A 19,118-nucleotide genomic window follows, 5' to 3' on the forward strand; every position below is an offset into this window, starting at 1 on the left:
TTTGTCCCGAAATCATCAGGAACACTATAATATAGCGTCAATATATGACAAAACATTGAAGAAAAAAGAAGGAACGGATGGGAAATACCATAACGTTTATTCTATCATTTAATTGGTTTATTGAGTAGAGTTTTTTTGTTCGTCTAGCACATCATGATCATTCTTTGCAAGGTTAGTATACGAGATATAGGAGTCTGCTTTCAACATCGTAATACGTCCTGGCTCTTGTGTTTCTACAACGCCACTTAAATAAGCAAGTTTAGTGGGCAATAAATCTACTGTCGTTATAACTTCAAATCCAGAGCGCGTATACATCCTGATTCGATCTGAAAAGGAAGCAGATGGATCATATACGATTTCTGAAATGTCTGCAAGCAAACTGTCAGGAATTTGGATCAATTGTTTCGTCAACTTTGCTTTTAATTCAAGCGCTTGTTTGTCTCTCCACCCCGTCAAGAGCGGTTTCTCCAGTACGACTGCCTTCATCTCAGATAACGAAACGCTGCTCCCATTCACTAGACTTGCTAACACTTCGCCTTCAGCATCCAGCTCATAAGCAACCGCTTCGAACTCTTCTACAAACACTTCTATTTTTCCTGGGAAATGCTTGTTCACTTTAACAGACTTCACAAATGGAAATGTAGACTTAATATTAGCTACCACTTCATTCTCAGAAACCGTAAAATAAGGAGCCCCCGCTACTAATCCAGTGGCTTCACCCAGCCGTTCTGAAGTAACAAAGGTTTGACCAATAAAAGTAACTTTATCTATTTTGCTTATCGGAGATCGAAAGAATAGTACGGCTAGAAGTACGATGCACAACAGAATAACTAGCCACAATATACGTTTACTTTTCCGTTTGCGCTCAGGCTTGTTAGGCAGCGCTGGAATTGTTCTCGCTTGCAAAAATTCCATTCCCTTCCATAGTAACAATAATACTTGTCCAACACAAATGGTAGACATGTACAATTGCACGGAATTACTCTCCCCTCCAAAAACGGAGGGGATGCATGAATTATTATTTATCCACCATTAGCAAAATCTAACTTAGCTACTGCTGAACTACGTTTGATATTAGCTCCTAGCTTGCTAAAGAGCTGCTCAATGCGCTCATATCCACGATCAATATGATGCACATGTTCGACAACCGTTCTGCCCTGTGCCGCCAAGCCAGCAATGACCAAGGCCGCACCAGCCCGAAGATCTGTCGCTTCCACCGTAGCACCGTATAGACGCGGTGTGCCTTTGACAAAAGCACTGCTCAAGTCGACACGAATGTCTGCCCCCATACGGGTCAGCTCATCTACATGCTTAAATCTTCCCTCAAACACGGTCTCTTTCATCGTACTCACTCCGTCGGCCAGCGACAGCAGTACCATCAACTGAGACTGAAGGTCTGTTGGAAATGCAGGGTACGGAGAAGTGACAATGCGTTCAACCGCCTTTGCACGTCCAAAGCTCGTAACATTAATTATATCATTACTAATAGCTATCTGAACACCAGCACGCCTGAGAATATGAATCAATGACGTAAGATGAGTGGCATCCGCATTCATAAGCGTAACAGCGCCTCTAGTAGCTGCAGCTGCGATCATAATGGTTCCCGTTACAATTCGATCAGGAATAATTTCATAACGACAGCCATGCAGCTTCTCTACGCCTTCAATAATAATTGTATCGCTGCCTGCACCGGAAACTTTGGCACCCATCGCATTCAGAAAGTTTTGCAGATCCGTAATTTCAGGCTCCCGTGCAGCATTCGTAATCACGGTTTTGCCTTCTGCTAGAACTGCAGCCATCATAATATTCTCTGTCGCACCGACACTTGGGAAATCAAGATGGATATCATTACCGATTAATCGTTCTGCTGTGCACGAAATCCGATTCCCAACAATTTCAAGCTTGGCACCTAGACTTTGCAAGCCCCTTAGATGCAGATCAATCTTCCGTTCGCCAATCGCGCAACCACCAGGCTGGTAAATGTGCACCTCTTTGAATCTGGCTAACAGCGACCCCATTAAGAAGATGGAAGACCGCATTTGCCGCATCATTTCTTCTGGGACATGTGAACCATGAATATGATTGTTGTCCAGAATGACGGTATGACCTTCTTGCGTCGCTCTGCATCCTAGACGTCTAAGGATGTTAAGCATCACATCAATATCCAGCAGCTTAGGAATGCGATCCAACTGGATAACACCGTCAGTTAAGATGGCAGCTGCCATAATAGGCAATGCGGCATTTTTCGCTCCTTGGATACGAATGGTTCCAGAAAGGGGCCTTCCACCCTCTATCACCAATTTGTCCAATGTATCACCTCCGAGATTACCGCTCACCCACCACCAATAAGTTTGATTTCAGCTTTTGTAGGCTATTATGGGCTTTCTTTGTAGCCATTTTAGCCATCCGCCGTATTCCCTGCTGAATCCCTACTATCAGGGTGAGCACGTCAGACGCTGTTGCTTGCCCGGTGTTTACAATGAAATTGGCCTGCTTCGTGGAAGTGGAAGCTGCGCCCCGACGACGATCCCCTCACCGCCAATTCCTCTGTCTCCAGTACAACCTCAGCTGATTGTGAGATTCGTGACTCCTCATATCCATGCGCATCGACATACCTATTAACGGCCCACCAAACTTTTTGGAGATGCCCTAACCATATCCGAAGCCCTAATGCGCACCTTTCCGAACTGCTCATTACATCATAGCAGTATGGACATATAGCTAATTAGGTCATGTAGGACGTTGTCACGATTTATAAACCATAGTATGTCAGCGGATTATGTTGTGTGACAGACGCCTAAGGAGCAATATGCTCGAAAATAGCAAAAAGGGCAAATATCATTTGCCCTTTAGCCTTACCATTTCATTAACAATTCGAGTCGCTGAATCAGGTTGTCCAAACGCTTTAGCTCGCTCGGACATTTGCTTTCGATTATCCTCATTGTTTAACAACTGTTCGATTTGACCAAATAGCGCAGCAGCGTTGAGCTGTGCTTCAGTCACCATAATAGCTGCGCCAGCCTGCTCTAATGAACGTGCATTCGCCTCTTGATGATTGTTCGTCACATTTGGAGACGGAATCAAAATAGAAGGAATACCAAGCGCAGTCATCTCCGCCAAGGAAGAGGCACCCGCACGACTGATGACAACTGTTGTAGCAGCCAACACCTCAGGCATGTTTGAAATGTAGGGAAGAACGTGTAAGTGGTTGCGAATGCTCTGACTGCCTGCTAGAACCGCCTTACGCGTCTCCTCGTAATAATTTTGCCCAGTCACATAAACGAAATGAACATCCGGTAGGCGCTTCAAGTGAGGAAGCATCCCTATCATTGCTTCGTTTATAGCTTTTGCCCCGCGACTTCCTCCAACAACCATGACAATAGGACTTCCGGTAGGCAAACCAAGTGATGCGTAGCCCCGCTCACGACTTGCTTCCACAACTTCGGTAGCCCGTGGGTTGCCTGTGAAAAGCACATGATTGGCCTTTGCAAAATACGATTTTGAGTCTTCAAAACTTACAGCCACCGTATCCACATAACGGCTCAAAAACTTATTCGTCAAGCCTGGAATAACATTTTGCTCATGGACAATCGTAGGGATCCCCAGCTTAGCTGCCGCATATACAACAGGTCCGCATACATAACCACCCGTTCCAATGACAACATCAGGCTTGAATTCCTTCAGCAATTGTTTCGCCCGACGAACACCTTGAATGAAGCGAATTATCGTCTTCACATTATCAAGTGAAAGTTTACGCTTAAAGCCCGTAATATCAATCGAGGCAAATGAAATTCCCTCTTCTGGAACAAGCTTACTTTCCAATCCTCGTTCTGTTCCAATATATAAAAAAGTGCTTTTGGGATCGCGTTTTTCGCATTCCCGCGCGATGGCAAGTGCAGGATAAATATGTCCCCCTGTTCCTCCGCCGCTAAGGACGACGCGCATGTGATTCACCTCGCATAACGTGATATGTTAAGCAATATGCCGAGAGCCGTCAGCATCAAAGTAAGAGAAGATCCTCCGTAGCTAATTAACGGCAGCGTGATGCCTGTAACTGGCATCAAACCAATAACGACTCCCACATTGATTAAGACTTGTACCGCAACAATCCCCACGATACCTACAGCAAGCAAGCTTCCAAACATATCTGGTGCCGCGAGCGCTGCCCGCATTCCCCGCCATACTACAATCATAAAAAGAATTATAACTGCTGTACAACCAATGAAACCAAGCTCTTCTGCTAGGATAGCGAATATAAAGTCTGTCTGTGGTTCTGGCATATAACTGTATTTTTGGCGGCTCGCTCCAAATCCTAATCCTGTCAAGCCGCCCGGACCGATCGCATAAAGCGATTGAATAATTTGATAGCCCGAACCAAGGGGGTCCTTCCAAGGATCGAGAAAAGCTGTGATGCGAAGCAACCGATAGGGCGCGGCCAATATGAGAGCAACAAATCCTGCAACCCCTACTAAAGCCAGGGACATCAAATGCTGAATACGAGCTCCTGATATGTATATAACCAATAACGAAGCTCCCACCATAACGGTACCTGTACCAAGGTCTGGTTGCAGCATAATAAGTCCAAAAGCTGTCCCCATAATAAGCAGCGCTGGCATTAACCCTTTAATAAAATTCGTTATGGTATGCTGAGATTCGGATAGGCGATAGGATAAATAAACAACCATAGCAAGTTTCATAAACTCAGAAGGTTGTATACCAAACGACCCGATACCAAGCCAACTTCGTGCACCACCACGTACAACTCCTAATCCTGGAATTAATACGATAATTAACAAGGCAAAGCAGATAACCAATCCGACTTTAGCATAACGTTTCCAGACGTGATAGTCTACGTTCATCGTGACAAACATCGCTGCTATCCCCAACACAGCGAATAACAGCTGACGCTTCACAAAATAATACGAGTCTCCATAATCATGAAAAGCAAGCACTGAACCTGCACTGTACACCATGACGATACCGATCGCGAGAAGCGATACAACGGCAACGATTAGCCACCAATCGGGCGCGGTTTTAGCTTTGACCATGCGGTACACCTCATTGGACAATGTAGAGGCTTGAACACCCCTCTACTTAAGAGTATGCACCGCTTCCTTAAACATTCGTCCACGCTCTTCATACGAAGGGAACATATCCCAACTTGCACACGCTGGAGATAGGAGAATGAGATCACCTGGCTGTGCAAATTTCTCTGCTTCCTGAACGGCTTCCTGAATAGCAAGCGCTGCATCATCCACAGTGTCGACGACATGAATCATTTTCAGACCTGCTTGCTCAGCTACACTGCGCAAAACATTTCGTGTCTGGCCCATCGTTACAATCGCTTTGACTCTCTCTGAAAAATAAGGAATAAGTTCTTTGAACGCTAGTCCACGGTCTAAGCCGCCTGCAATAAGAATAATAGAGCCTGGGAAAGCTTCCAGTGCCATTTGTGTCGCAATGGTATTCGTCGCTTTGGAGTTATTGAAGTACCGTACGCCATTGTGCTCTCGTACCCACTCCAAACGATGCTCAACCCCTTTGAACTGCCGCAAGGGCTCTACGAGCTGCTCAGGACGCGCTCCAGCAGCCAAAGCAATAGCACATGCCGCCAACGCATTATCCACGTTAAAACGTCCAGCCAGCCCGATGTCAGCTACATCGACAATACGGTGCGTCGCTCCTGCTTCATCACGGAACATCACCTGACGAGAAGTAAGGTCCGTCGTCCCCTCAGCTCCATAGGCAGGCTCCACATACGTGCCCACCTCTACTTCATTGGATGAGGAGAACTTCCATACACGAGCTTGGATACGCGATGCCGCCAACTGACACATAGCATCTTCTGCATTCAAGACCGCAATATCATCAGCTGTCATATTAGAAAATAATTTAAGCTTCGAGTCCACATAGTCGTCCATCGATCCATGATAGTCGAGATGGGTCTCTACTACATTCAACAACGCTGCTACACGCGGACGGAAAGAAGTTGTCCCTTTTAGCTGGAAACTGCTCAACTCTAATACAACCGTTTGATCCGCAGCTACTGTAGGTGCCACTCCACTGAAAGGCGTTCCAATATTGCCTGCCACGAGCGGCTTCAATTGTGCAGACTCAAGCATTTTGCCTACCCATGTTGTTGTTGTTGTCTTACCATTGCTGCCCGTAATACCGATAATAGGTGCCTGACATAAATGATAGCCAACCTCAATCTCGGTTACGACCTCGATCCCAAGAGCCAATGCCTGCTGAACAGGTTCTGCTGTATATGGAATACCTGGATTTTTCACAACGAGGGATACTTGGTCATGAATAAGACCCGCTGGATGCCCTCCCAATACAACACAAATGCCCAAAGCTTCTAATTCAGAAGCTTCGGGACATAGGTGTCGTTCTTTCTTATCATTAACCTTGACATTTGCACCAAGCGCATGAAAACGCTTCGCTACCTCAGAACCGCTCTTCGCCATCCCAAGAACAACGATTGATTTACCGCGATACGTGTCTGGTTGATTCATCGATTACAACCCCTTGTTTATCCATAGTCCGAGTCCAGCCAACACAATGCCAGCTGCCCAGAACGTAATGACGACACGCCATTCAGACCAACCTGACAATTCAAAGTGATGATGGATAGGACTCATTTTGAATACGCGCTTGCCACGAGTTTTGAAAGAGACAACTTGGATAATAACAGACAGCATCTCCACTACGAATACTCCTCCAATAATAATAAAGAGAAGCTCTGTCTTCGTAAGAATGGCCACTGCCGCCATCGCCCCACCAATACCTAGTGAGCCGGTATCTCCCATGAACACTTTAGCTGGATGCGCATTGAATACCAGAAATCCAAGTACCGCACCTACCATAGCAGCCGCACAAACAGCCGCGCTAATTTCTGATGTTTGTAAAGCTATAATCGCAAAAGCAGCAAACGCAATTGCACTAGAACCGGACAACAAACCGTCCACTCCATCTGTAAAGTTAACGGCATTGCTGATCGCCATAAGCATCAAGACAACAAAAATATAATAGAACCAACCCAGATCAAGACCTACGCTTGTGCCTGGAATACCGACAAACGTACTGTGGTTCATCTTAATGAGCAATGCACACACGATTCCAGCAAAAAACAGCTGTCCAAATAGTTTCTGCATCGCCGTTAATCCTAGTGAGCGACGAAACACAATCTTAATATAATCATCCAAAAAGCCGATAAGGCCGTATCCTAGTGTTGCTACAAGCAGCACATAGAAATCTGTATTAATAACGGAGAACTTCAAGTATGCCAACGTAAAAGCAAGTAAAATAATAATACCGCCCATCGTTGGTGTCCCTGCTTTTTTCAAATGAGCCTTGGGCCCGTCATCACGCACTTGCTGACCGAATTTTAACCTACGCAGCAACGGAATGCATAACGGGCCTAATATAACGGCTAGGATAAACGATACTCCGACTGTCATCATGATTAATTTGAAATCCAATCCTTACACCTCCCGCTACGCCTGACCGGTTTAATGCTGAGCATGTATCCAGTCTTTCACAACTTCCTCAAGTTTCATTCCCCGAGACGCCTTCAACAGCACGACATCTCCTTCTTTGACGATGGCAGCAAAGTAATGTTGCAGCTCATCCTTGCTATCAAATGCTTGAACAGCATCTGCTGACAGCTGTGTTGCAGCACCTTCTGCAATCGCTCTACCAAGCCTGCCATACGTAAGCACGACATCAGCCATCTCTGGCGTAATCGCAGTCCCTACCTCATAGTGCAGCTGTTCCTCCGTCTCACCAAGCTCCAGCATATCGCCCAAAATAGCAATTCGCTTCGCTGTATCATCTTTCGGCATGGCTGCCAGCACTTGCAATGCAGCCTTAGTAGCAGTAGGACTCGCATTGTAGGCATCATTCAACAAGGTCCAGCCATCACGCGTCACTGTTTTCTCGATGCGCATGCCCGATATTCTAGCTCGCTCAAGACCTTCTGCAATAAGCGGCTGCGGCACTCCGAAATGCTGCGCAACTGCAATCGCGGCCAATGCATTCATCACATTGTGCTGACCCAGTATTGGCAATCGATACATCATTGGGCCAAACGCTTCGGACGATAAGGTAAAGCTGATTCCCTCTTCTGATTGCATGATCGCATCTGGCTTATAATCACAATAAGCATGCAGGCCAAACTTAACCGTCTTCATGGAAGCAGGTTGAACCGTTGCTGGTTCCTCCAGCACCTCTGTTATTAGTGGTTCATCTCCATGACAGATAAACAAGCCACCTTCACGAAGTCCACTAATAATTTCCATCTTAGCTCTAGCAATTTCTTTGCGGGATCCAAGCTGAAGCAAATGAGCATCGCCCACATTAGTTACAATTGTAACATGCGGTTTGACGAGCTTCGTAAGCAGCTCAATTTCCCCACGTCCACTCATGCCCATTTCTAGAACAGCAATTTGCGTATCTTCAGCCATATTAAGCACCGTAAGCGGAAGCCCAATATGATTGTTGAAGTTTCCTTCTGTCTTATGCACACGATAACGTGCAGACAGCACAGAAGCGACGAGATCCTTCGTTGTCGTCTTGCCGTTACTTCCTGTCACAGCAACAATCTGTACAGGAAGCTCTTGAATATAAGACTGAGCTAATTGCTGCAATGCAGCTAACGTATCTTCTACTAAAATTAATGGAAGGTCAGCATTGGGCTGCGGATGATCATTTTGCCACAGTGCAGCAGCTGCACCATCTTGTATAGCTTGTTCGACGTAAACATGCCCATCGAAGCGTTCCCCGGATAGCGGAACGAACAATGCACCTAGCTTAGTTTGTCGTGAGTCTGTATATACGCCATTAACCGCAATGGCAGCGTGAGTTGGATGTACCAACTCACCGCCGCACATAGCAGCAATAGCTGCTAAACTACGTTCATTCACGAACCGATTCCCCTTATCGCTTCCTCGGCAACCTTACGGTCATCGAAGTCAAGTATTTCCGTTCCAATGATTTGGTAAGTTTCATGCCCTTTCCCCGCAATCAATACTACATCGTTAGGGCTTGCCATTTCAATAGCTTTTGTAATCGCAGCTTTACGATCAACGATGAGCTCATAGCGCTCTTCACTTACCTTATCAGCCTTTAATCCTTCTTCAATATCAACCAAAATCAGATCTGGAACCTCTGTTCTTGGATTATCTGAAGTGACTAACAAATAATCTGCATAGCGAGCAGCAATCTGTCCCATGATCGGACGCTTCTTACGATCACGATCCCCACCGCAGCCAAACACACAGAAAATACGACCTTCTGCAAACTCTTTCACCGTCTGCAATACGTTTTCCAATCCATCTGGTGTGTGTGCATAGTCAACGATGACAGAGAACTGTTGGCCTGCTTGAACCGCCTCTACTCGACCTGCAACACCTTCAATCGATTCCAAGCTGTTCACGATCGCAGACAATTCAATACCTTCAATCAGACCAACGGAAATGGCAGCAAGTGCATTGTAAACGTTGAATTTACCAACCATACGAAGCTGAATGTCTGCACTGCCTTTAAACGTATGCACATGGAACTTCGTGCCTTGTGCTGTAATGCGGATATCTGTCGCTCTAACGTCTGCACCCTCGTGCATGCCATACATGACAGTCTCAGCAGTCGTCATGCGCTTAAATACTGCACTTGCTTCATCATCAGCATTCAGTACTGCATAAGAGCGTTCTTGCTCAGTAGCACTGTATGTGTTGCCAAGTCGCGAGAAGAGCAATCCTTTCGCATCACGATACGCTTCCATCGAGCCATGATAATCAAGATGATCCTGGGTAAGATTGGTAAACACAGCCACGCGGAAGCGGCTACCAGCTACTCGAAGCTGCTCAAGGGCATGAGATGATACTTCAATTGCACAGGCCTTAACATCTTGATCAGCCATATCCCGCAAAGAGCGTTGCAGGTCATAGGAGCTAGGCGTTGTTCCAGACATCGGGAATACTTGGCCTGCATAACGCATCTCAATTGTGCCGACAACGCCTGTTGAGATTGCAGCATCTTGCAAGATGCGCTCAATCAAATACGTCGTTGTTGTTTTCCCATTCGTACCCGTCACACCTATCAGCTTCACTTCTTGGCTCGGATAACGATAGAATGCGTTCGAAATAACAGCCAAAGCATGACGAGCCTCTTTTACGATTAATTGTGGGATATCAAGCTCCAATTGACGCTCTACGACAAGCGCTGCAGCACCTTGCTCAACAGCTTTAGGCGCATATTGATGACCATCCTGTGCAGTACCTGATATACAGAAGAACAAGTCGCCTGCTTGAACGAGGCGCGAATCAATTGCTATACCTGTAAACGTAGTCGTTTGGTCTCCAATTAACGTGGAGGTTAGTAGTGTAGAAGCTGCTTCAGTTAGATTCATATTTAATGTTGTCATCTATCATTCCTCCATCTCTTCTCCCATGTAAATACGTATTGTAGAACCTTTATCTACACGGGTTCCCGGCTTCGGTGCTTGGTGAATGACCGTTTGTCCAGAGCCGGATTTGGATAATAAAAAGTTCGTGTTCATATCTTCGTATAGATCTGATAATGTTTTCCCCACAAGATTTGGTACCGTGACAAGCGGTTGCTCGTCAAAGCGGTATTCTCTTGGCACTTGCTTCTCACGCGGCTTAACGCCAAGAACTTCTAAGGAATCCGCCATAATCCGCTTCACAATCGGAGCGGCAATCAGTCCACCAAATTGAATACCTTGCGGATCGTCAACTGCTGTATAAATAACAATTTTGGGATCATCGGCAGGCGCAAATCCAATAAAGGAAACGATATGCTCATCAGGTGAGTACTTTCCATTAATAACCTTTTGAGCAGTACCTGTCTTACCTCCGACACGATAGCCATCAATGAATGCGTTGCGACCTGTCCCCTGCGCTACCACATGCTCAAGCGCATCACGTACTTTAGCAGAAGTTTCAGGTGAAATCACTTGCTTTACCATTTCAGGTTCAATCTCATCTACCACCATCCCAGTCTCAGGATGGATAAATCGCTTCGCTATATGCGGTTTAAACCATTTACCGCCATTAATGGCCGCGGATACTGCCGCAATTTGCTGAATCGGAGTGACAGACACCCCTTGTCCGAACGCAGTCGTCGCAAGCTCAACAGGTCCGACACGATCCAACTTAAAAAGTATACCGCTTGCCTCACCACTTACGTCAATACCTGTCTTCTGTCCGAACCCAAAATTGCGTATGTATTCAAACAGTTTTTCTTTCCCTAGTCGATTGCCCAAAGCAACGAAACCAGGGTTGCAGGAATTCTCAACAACTTCTAAAAACGTTTGGCTGCCATGACCGCCTTTCTTCCAACAGCGCAGGCGTGCCCCCCCAATCTCAACACGACCGGGATCGAAGAAATGCTCGTTCTTCAAATCTACTTTACCTTCTTCTAATGCAGCAGCCAATGTAATAATCTTGAAGGTCGAACCCGGCTCAAATGTCATCCATACAGGTAAATTACGATTGTAAACATCTGCTGGATACTCATTGAAACGTTCCGGTGAATAATTAGGTCGACTCGCCATCGCCAATATTTCTCCTGTGTTCGGGTCCATCGCAATCGAAACAATATGTTTAGGATTCAGATCCAGCATCGCTTGATCTAACTCCCGCTCCATTATTGTCTGTATATCTTTGTCAACCGTCAATTGTAAATTCAAACCATCCCGTGGTTGCATGTACTTTTCACTTGAATTTGGCATCATTCGTCCAGCTGCATCGGTAAGAAAAGATACATTGCCATTTTTGCCGCTTAAAGCTGAATTATAGCGCTCTTCTAGTCCGGACAACCCTTGATTGTCTATACCTGTAAAGCCAAGTATATGACTTGCTAAATCCGTATAAGGATAATATCGCTTGTTATCCTCGGATACGACAATACCAGGCAAGCGCAGCTCGCGAATTTGTTTTGCCTTTTCAACAGAAATCTTTCGCCCACCGGGTTTAAGCTTCATCGTCAATTGTCGCTTTGTAATGATGCGCTTAATCTCTTCTGCTGGCATGCCGAGAAGCGGAGACAGCTTGGCCGCTGTTGACTCCGCATCTTTAATCTGAGCAGGAACAGCTATAACGCTCGGAGAGCTGACATTATAGGCAAGACGATCACCATCCCGATCTACAATTTCACCACGTTTCGCTGTAACCGGGATGTTGCGTCTCCACGATTCCTCTGCCTTCGCACTGATTTCATCTCCTTGCCATAATTGTACAATGGCAAGACGAATAATAAGAGCCATAAATCCAACTGTCATAAGCGCAATGCCGATTACGAGACGATTGCGCACCGTCGATGCTGACACTTTCACGCCTACCCCTCCTTTGTCCGACATTGGTTCATAATCAACCTATTCGAATCATTTGGGGGATAGAACAAGCTACTTGCTCTTCGGTGCCAATTTTACATATACTGTACGCTGCCCGCCTTCATTTTTCTCTTCGTAGGAAGTAACAAAGCCTTCGCCTTCTACTTGCACTTTCCTATCAAGTAAGGAGCAAATCTCCATCACATCACGCAGTGATTTTCCTTTCAAGTCCGGCAACGACATCTTATCAGCTTCACCCGTTAGCAAATACAGATGCTGGTCTGTGGCAAGCCACTCTCCTGCTTTAGGAACTTGATCTTTAATCGTTGGACCATTCCCTATCATTTCATATAAAATCCCTTGTTCCGCAAGCTTTTTCTTCGCTTCAGCAGGTTTTAACCCTTTTACATCTGGAGCTTTGACGAAATTGCTTTCGCTGCTCTTGGAACTTACTTTGTTTCTTTCCTGCGTCGTAGGAACTCCCATATAACGGAGAGATTTATAGACGATATCCTTAAACATCGGAGCCGCTACCATCCCCCCGCCTGTATAGATATAATCCTTTGGATCATCTACAACAATAAGCACAACAATTTGAGGGTCCTCAACAGGCGCATAGCCGATAAAAGAGACAACCGCTCGCTCTCTGTCATATTCCCCATTAACAACTTTGAGGGCTGTACCTGTTTTACCAGCAGCACGGTAGCTTTCCATGTAGGCGTTCTTACCTGTACCAATTTTCTGGTCGGATATAACCTGCTCCAAATACTCGCTAACTTGTTTCGCAGTCGACTCATCGATGACTTGTCTTACCATTTCTGGCTTACGCTGCTCTACAGTTCCGCTAGCTGGATCCTCAATCTTCTGGACAATATTTGGCTTCATCAATTTACCACCATTCGCAACAGCAGAAACAGCCATAAGTTGCTGAATAGGAGTAACCGTTACTTGACCGTGACCATAAGTAGCAGCCGCGTAATCTGCTGGATATTGGAATCCAAGGTATCCCTTATTTTCTCCGGGCAATTCAATGCCTGTTGGTACACCAAAGCCAAACAATTCGATGTAAGATTTAAAAGTCTCTTTTTCCATCTGCTCATATCCGAGCTTAACGAAGGCAACGTTACTTGAACGCTTCAAGCCTTCCAAATACGTAATCGTTCCCCAACCAATATTGTTATGGTCACTAATTCGACGGCCACCCGCTCGAATAGAACCGGATTGGAAGTATGCATTCGGATTAAAAATATTTTCTTGCACCGCGGCAGCCAAGGTTACAATTTTGAATGTAGAGCCTGGCTCATAGCGCGATTGTACCGCATGGTTGTAGAAGGCAGACAAGTTCTCTGCTTCCCAATAGCGATTCGGATCAAAGGTAGGCATATTCGCCAGTCCTAAAATATTTCCCGTCTTCGGATCAGCTGCAATTGCGGTAATACTTTGCGGACGATACTGGTTGTATACTTTTTGCATCGAGCTTTCAATATATTGCTGTATCGTTTGGTCAATCGTCAAGTAGACGTTCTTTCCATCCTTTGCAGGCTTATACATTTCCGAAGCAGAAGGCAGCTTATTGCCGATACGGTCTTTCTCATAATAGACACTGCCGTCCTGCCCGCTCAATGCTTCGTCAAACATAACTTCTACGCCGCCAACTGGCTTCTCTTCCTTGTCCAAATAACCAAGCACATGGGACGCCATATTTCCTTTTGCATAGAAGCGCTTGCTGTCAGGCATTAAATATAAGCCGATATCCGCCTTCCCGGATTGCTTTTTCAAGTCGGAAATGAACGTATTCAGCTTATCGGCAGGTTCTTGATCAATTTTCCATCCTTCACTACGGACTTCTCGATGAATCAGGTACTCCCCATTCGAACCTTTTTTTCGTGTTAACTCATAGAGCTCGTCTTGGGGCTTACCAAGCACCTGATGCAACTGCTCTACGATAAGCTTCTCAACATCTATATTTTTTTCAATCAACTTGCTGTCTGTCTTCAGCGACTGAATGACTTTAGGATTAACGGCTACTGTGTACGCGGGAGCATCCATTGCCAGCACATTACCTTGTTGGTCATAGATCGTCCCTCGCTTAGCATCAAGTACTTTGTTAGCAGACCATGACGCCTTAGCTTCCTCCATCCAAAAGTCCACATTCCACACTTGGTACCAAAATAACCGACTAATTAAAATAACAAAAAAGAGGGAGAATATCCCTCCTATAATTATCGTTCGTAATTTGATGCGCTTAACCATACCGTACTCCTTATTGTCTGCACTTGTTGTTAATGGTAGGCATCTTCCCAAATTCCATTAACGTGTAATTTTAGGTGCAATGATGTCATTCGGCTTATCTGACATTTTGAGACCTTTGTCTTTAGCGAATTGCTCAATTCTTGCCCAATCGGACTTTTTCTCTTTCTCTACTTTGAGCACATTCGATTCGGCGTGCAGCGCCTCTGTCTGACGTTTGAGGGTCTGCACATTTTTATTGGTCTCGTAGATAATGGCATAACGATAAATGAGCACGCTTGCGATCAGGACACAGAACACAATCGTGAACAAATACAGCAACTTCTCCTTTGCCGACAACGTCGACTTGCGAGGAGCCTGCTGCTTCTTATGCGGTTGACGCTCACGTTGTCGTACAGGTGGCTTGTACTTCGGCTTAACAGCCAAGTTGCCTCTTACATATGCCATATCTTTGCTCCTTTCAATCTAACTTCTCCGCGACCCGCAGTTTGGAAGATCGCGATCTTGGATTATGTTCAAGCTCCGATTGGCTCGGAACGATCGGTTTACGATTGACGAGCTTCAGCACAGCTTTGGCTCCACATGCACACATTGGAAGATCAGGTGGGCATTCGCATGTCCCCACATAAGATTGGAACGTCTGCTTACAAATACGATCCTCTAACGAATGGAACGTTATGACTGCAACACGCCCATCAGGCTTCAGACAACGTATCGCTTGCTGTAAAGCATCTTCAAAAGCAGCGAGCTCATCATTAACAGCGATTCGCAATGCTTGGAAGCTCTTCTTCGCCGGATGACCGCCAGTACGGCGTGCAGCAGCAGGAATTCCCTTCTTCACAAGCTCAGCTAATTGGCCTGTCGTTTCTATAGGATGATTCGCTCTCTCTTCGATGATGACACGCGCAATACGACGTGAAAATTTCTCTTCGCCATACACGAATAAAATTTTGGCAATCTCAGCTTCAGACCATGTATTCACAATGTCATATGCGGTTAACAGCCCCTGTTGGTCCATTCGCATGTCCAACGGAGCATCGTGATTGTAACTAAATCCACGCTCACCCTCATCAAGCTGTGGTGATGATACACCTAGATCAAATAAGATGCCGTCTACTTGAGGTACACCGTCTACTTCAGGTACCCCAGCCTGTTTCAACGCTTGCTCTAAATGACGGAAGTTCGTCCGTACGAGTGTAACTCGATCCCAATAGGCTGCTAGACGATTTTTGGCGTTGTCATGTGCCCAATCATCTTGATCGAGCCCAATTAATCTTCCTTCTGGCGATAGCTGAGAGACGATTAACTCGCTATGCCCAGCTCCCCCTAAAGTACAATCTACATATATGCCGTCAGGTCGAATGGCTAATCCATCCACCGACTCTTCTCTTAGAACCGTGACATGATGAAACAAGTAAATTCCTCCTACATTCCGTTTCCTTCTAGCTGTTGCCTTTGTTGAAGCATGGCAGGGTGATGCTTCTTATTAGAAGTTAAAATCGACCAATGTTTCCGCAATTTCACTAAAGGCAGCAGCGGACTCATTGACATAGTGTTCCCAAGCTTCCTTGCTCCACACTTCTACTCGATTTTGCACGCCGATGACCATACATTCTTTCTCCAGCTTGGCATATTCACGTAGATGATTCGGAATGTTAACGCGGCCTTGTTTATCCCATTCACACTCAGAAGCACCTGAAAAAAAGAACCGAGTGAATGCGCGAGCGTCAGCTTTCATAAGCGGCAGCGCCTGCAGCTTATGCTCCAGTTGCTTCCACTGATCCATAGGATAAACAAACAAGCATTGGTCCAATCCTCTAGTCAATACAAATGTGGTGCCTAGGTTATCACGCAGCTTAGCAGGAATGATAAGGCGGCCTTTGTCATCGATACTGTGCTGATATTCGCCCATAAACATCGCCTACCACATCCTCCCTATTATTCACCACATGTCCCCACTTTCCACCACTAACGCAATACTTATTCGCTATAAAATTAAAAAATCCTGCTTTGCAAGCAGGATTTTTGTTATTCCTAATTATGCTAACTTTTTATTATGCCCATCGCTTGTCTACTCTTTCTGTTTTGACGAGCCGCGAGAATGCCTTCTGCGCCGTACTATATATACGATCGGGGAGACGAGAATGGAAAAAACAATAACAAATGGCAGCACTGCTACTGCTGCAAGCAATATCCCTTTTCCAAGTTCTACGAGCGCCTCCAAACTGTTAGTAAGCGTCCGTCCAATCCGTTCTCCGAATGCCTCTTCTAGTTTCTTCGCAGCAATGTTCTCCGATGACTCATAGACACGAAGCTGAATCGTCGACATCGAAACGAGATTATTCAAATATTTCTGACGCCCAACAATTCGCTCAATTTCCTCCTGCGTTGTGGCCAAAGTATCGGAATAGCTGAGCAAGTCATCCGCTTTCGTCGCTTTCTCCATGTAACCAAGCAATCGTGATTCAACCAACCTCTTCGCCTTAAGTCTAGATTCAAGATCTACGTATTCCTCCGTTACATCTTGTGTCGTGTAGCTTCTTTCAAAACGTTCTACATCCAATTGCTCCAACTGCGTTATGATAGCCTGAAACTTATCAACCGGTACTCGAACGGTATATACACCACCATGCTCATGAGCATTTTGTGTATCCGAGTATTCCGTAACATACCCACCTGTACGATGGATCAGCTTGTTGATAGACGGCTTAACTGCATCATATTCCTTTACTTCCATCGTAATTTCGGCTTTGTAGACAAGTTTGCGATCCTGTGCGGCGGCTGGTTGTGCTGCAACTTGCTCTTGATCGGCTGTTTGATTATTTTCTGAATTTGAAGTTTCTGTTTGGATTTCATTTCTAGCCATCTCTTGAGCATTCTGCTGATTCTTGCTATCGGATTGAGTTCCAAGCGTTTCTGTCTTCGCTTCTGAACTTGTTAAACTTGTTGAGCTTGTTGAGCTGCCGCATCCTGCCAACATCGCCGAGAAAATAAGTAAAAGTACACATACATGCAGTGCTATTCTATTCCCTAGCTTTCTCTTCTTCCTCTCTACAGATCTACACACCACATTTCCCCCTTTCATCAAACTGGATTATTTTACCTACAAATCTATCTCTAGACGCAAAAAGGCATCGTGATGTTGCATCACGATGCCTTCTATGGTGAACAAGATTATAATCCTTATTTTATTAAAAAGTGGATTAATGCTCTTGCCAGCTGTCTAAATATTTTTTCTGTTCATCCGTCAACGTATCAATACGCATACCGAGCGATTCCAGCTTCAAACGCGCTACTTGCTCATCAAGCTCATAAGGTACATTAATGACGTGCTGTCCAAGCTCTTGATAGCGGTCATTGACATATTTCAATGACATCGCTTGAAGAGCGAACGTCATATCCATAATTTCCGCTGGATGTCCATCACCAGCTGCCAAGTTAACAAGACGGCCCTCAGCGAGCACATATATGCTGCGTCCATCGTTCAACTTGTATTCTTCAATATTACGTCGAACGGTGCGAATATTAGCCGAGCGAACTGCCAATTCAGGCTTGTTAACCTCAATATCAAAATGTCCGGCGTTGGATAGAATAGCTCCATCCTTCATCACATCGTAATGTTCGCCGCGGATAATATCACGATTACCTGTTACCGTAACGAAAATATCCCCTAGCTTCGCAGCCTCTTCCATCGTCATGACACTAAATCCGTCCATGTAAGCTTCCACTGCTTTGATGCTGTCAATTTCCGTGACGATAACTTGTGCTCCGAGACCTTTTGCACGCATTGCAACACCTTTACCGCACCACCCATATCCAGCAACGACAACCGTTTTACCAGCTACGACTAGGTTAGTCGTACGATTAATACCATCGAATACGGATTGACCCGTTCCATAGCGATTATCAAACAAGTACTTACAAAATGCATCATTCACCGCTACCATCGGGAAAGCCAGTTGTCCTTCCTTCTCTAGCGATTTCAAGCGTAAAATACCTGTCGTCGTTTCTTCCGCACCACCGCGAACTTGCGGTCGTAAGTCTGGACGCTCAGAGTGAAGAATCGTAATGAGATCCCCACCGTCATCGATAATCAAATCAGGCTTTGTTTCTAGTGCATGAATGAGCAATTGCTTGTACTCAACTGGATCCGGATTATATTTTGCAAAAACCGTAATGCCATCTTCCACTAGCGCTGCACATACATCATCTTGAGTAGAAAGCGGATTGCTGCCAGTAATCGTAACCTCAGCTCCACCTGCTTGAATGACTTTCGCCAAATAAGCTGTCTTTGCTTCTAAATGCAAAGATATCGTTACTTTCAAACCTTTAAAAGGCTGCTCCGCCTCAAATTGTTCGCGAATGCGATTAAGTACCGGCATATGAGCTCGTACCCAGTCAATTTTCAAGTGTCCTTCTGGTGCTAATTGGATATCTGTAATAATGCTGTTTTGCAAAGCTTTCGTAGATGTCGACATACGTTACCCCTCCACATGTTTAAAATAAACGTCGT

Annotated in this window: 16 protein-coding genes; all 16 read right to left on the reverse strand. The window is 45.4% G+C overall.

The genetic code is table 11. The features are described from left to right. Window positions 1–117: 117 nt before the first annotated feature. Window positions 118–975 carry a cell division protein FtsQ/DivIB gene (locus tag H580_RS0116845; protein WP_245583583.1) on the reverse strand — a complete coding sequence of 286 codons (858 nt, stop codon included), beginning with the start codon at window positions 973–975 and terminating at the stop codon, window positions 118–120. Window positions 976–1,022: 47 nt separating this feature from the next. Next, window positions 1,023–2,309 (reverse strand): UDP-N-acetylglucosamine 1-carboxyvinyltransferase, encoded by a 1,287-nt coding sequence (gene murA, locus H580_RS0116850; protein ID WP_028595819.1) that lies wholly within the window; start codon window positions 2,307–2,309, stop codon window positions 1,023–1,025. 16 nt (window positions 2,310–2,325) lie between these two features. Next, a complete protein-coding gene (locus tag H580_RS26845; protein ID WP_084509305.1) occupies window positions 2,326–2,481 on the reverse strand; it encodes a hypothetical protein in 156 nt (51 codons plus the stop codon). Window positions 2,482–2,838: 357 nt separating this feature from the next. Then, window positions 2,839–3,945: an undecaprenyldiphospho-muramoylpentapeptide beta-N-acetylglucosaminyltransferase gene (gene murG / locus H580_RS0116855; RefSeq protein ID WP_028595820.1), complete on the reverse strand. Its 1,107-nt coding sequence runs from the start codon at window positions 3,943–3,945 to the stop codon at window positions 2,839–2,841. A gap of 5 nt (window positions 3,946–3,950) precedes the next feature. After that, complete coding sequence (gene spoVE, locus H580_RS0116860) at window positions 3,951–5,048, reverse strand: stage V sporulation protein E (RefSeq protein ID WP_028595821.1); 1,098 nt, start codon at window positions 5,046–5,048, stop codon at window positions 3,951–3,953. Window positions 5,049–5,090: 42 nt separating this feature from the next. Beyond that, a complete protein-coding gene (murD, locus tag H580_RS0116865) occupies window positions 5,091–6,518 on the reverse strand; it encodes a UDP-N-acetylmuramoyl-L-alanine--D-glutamate ligase (protein ID WP_028595822.1) in 1,428 nt (475 codons plus the stop codon). 3 nt (window positions 6,519–6,521) lie between these two features. Beyond that, a complete protein-coding gene (gene mraY, locus H580_RS0116870) occupies window positions 6,522–7,466 on the reverse strand; it encodes a phospho-N-acetylmuramoyl-pentapeptide-transferase (RefSeq protein WP_425414137.1) in 945 nt (314 codons plus the stop codon). Between the two features lie 48 nt (window positions 7,467–7,514). Further along, a complete protein-coding gene (locus tag H580_RS0116875) occupies window positions 7,515–8,927 on the reverse strand; it encodes a UDP-N-acetylmuramoyl-tripeptide--D-alanyl-D-alanine ligase (protein ID WP_028595824.1) in 1,413 nt (470 codons plus the stop codon). Next, on the reverse strand, window positions 8,924–10,411 hold the full coding sequence (locus H580_RS0116880) for a UDP-N-acetylmuramoyl-L-alanyl-D-glutamate--2,6-diaminopimelate ligase (protein ID WP_028595825.1): 1,488 nt from the start codon (window positions 10,409–10,411) through the stop codon (window positions 8,924–8,926). The genes H580_RS0116875 and H580_RS0116880 overlap by 4 nt, the downstream gene beginning before the upstream one ends. 18 nt (window positions 10,412–10,429) lie before the next feature. Then, window positions 10,430–12,358: a stage V sporulation protein D gene (locus H580_RS0116885; protein WP_028595826.1), complete on the reverse strand. Its 1,929-nt coding sequence runs from the start codon at window positions 12,356–12,358 to the stop codon at window positions 10,430–10,432. Between the two features lie 69 nt (window positions 12,359–12,427). Continuing rightward, entirely contained in the window at window positions 12,428–14,608 is a 2,181-nt protein-coding gene (locus H580_RS0116890) for a penicillin-binding transpeptidase domain-containing protein (RefSeq protein WP_028595827.1), read from the reverse strand. A 57-nt stretch (window positions 14,609–14,665) separates the two neighbouring features. Continuing rightward, complete coding sequence (ftsL, locus tag H580_RS0116895) at window positions 14,666–15,052, reverse strand: cell division protein FtsL (protein ID WP_028595828.1); 387 nt, start codon at window positions 15,050–15,052, stop codon at window positions 14,666–14,668. 13 nt (window positions 15,053–15,065) lie between these two features. Continuing rightward, on the reverse strand, window positions 15,066–16,019 hold the full coding sequence (rsmH, locus tag H580_RS0116900; protein ID WP_028595829.1) for a 16S rRNA (cytosine(1402)-N(4))-methyltransferase RsmH: 954 nt from the start codon (window positions 16,017–16,019) through the stop codon (window positions 15,066–15,068). Window positions 16,020–16,091: 72 nt separating this feature from the next. After that, window positions 16,092–16,523: a division/cell wall cluster transcriptional repressor MraZ gene (mraZ, locus tag H580_RS0116905; RefSeq protein ID WP_028595830.1), complete on the reverse strand. Its 432-nt coding sequence runs from the start codon at window positions 16,521–16,523 to the stop codon at window positions 16,092–16,094. A 153-nt stretch (window positions 16,524–16,676) separates the two neighbouring features. Next, the gene (locus H580_RS24620) at window positions 16,677–17,672 is read right to left on the reverse strand and encodes a DUF4349 domain-containing protein (protein WP_051217511.1); all 996 of its coding nucleotides are present in this window, start codon (window positions 17,670–17,672) and stop codon (window positions 16,677–16,679) included. A gap of 136 nt (window positions 17,673–17,808) precedes the next feature. After that, a complete protein-coding gene (locus H580_RS0116915; protein WP_028595831.1) occupies window positions 17,809–19,083 on the reverse strand; it encodes an adenosylhomocysteinase in 1,275 nt (424 codons plus the stop codon). Window positions 19,084–19,118 lie beyond the last annotated feature (35 nt).

Origin of the sequence: Paenibacillus assamensis DSM 18201 (assembly GCF_000422445.1) — a bacterium.
Lineage (GTDB): Bacteria > Bacillota > Bacilli > Paenibacillales > Paenibacillaceae > Paenibacillus_B > Paenibacillus_B assamensis.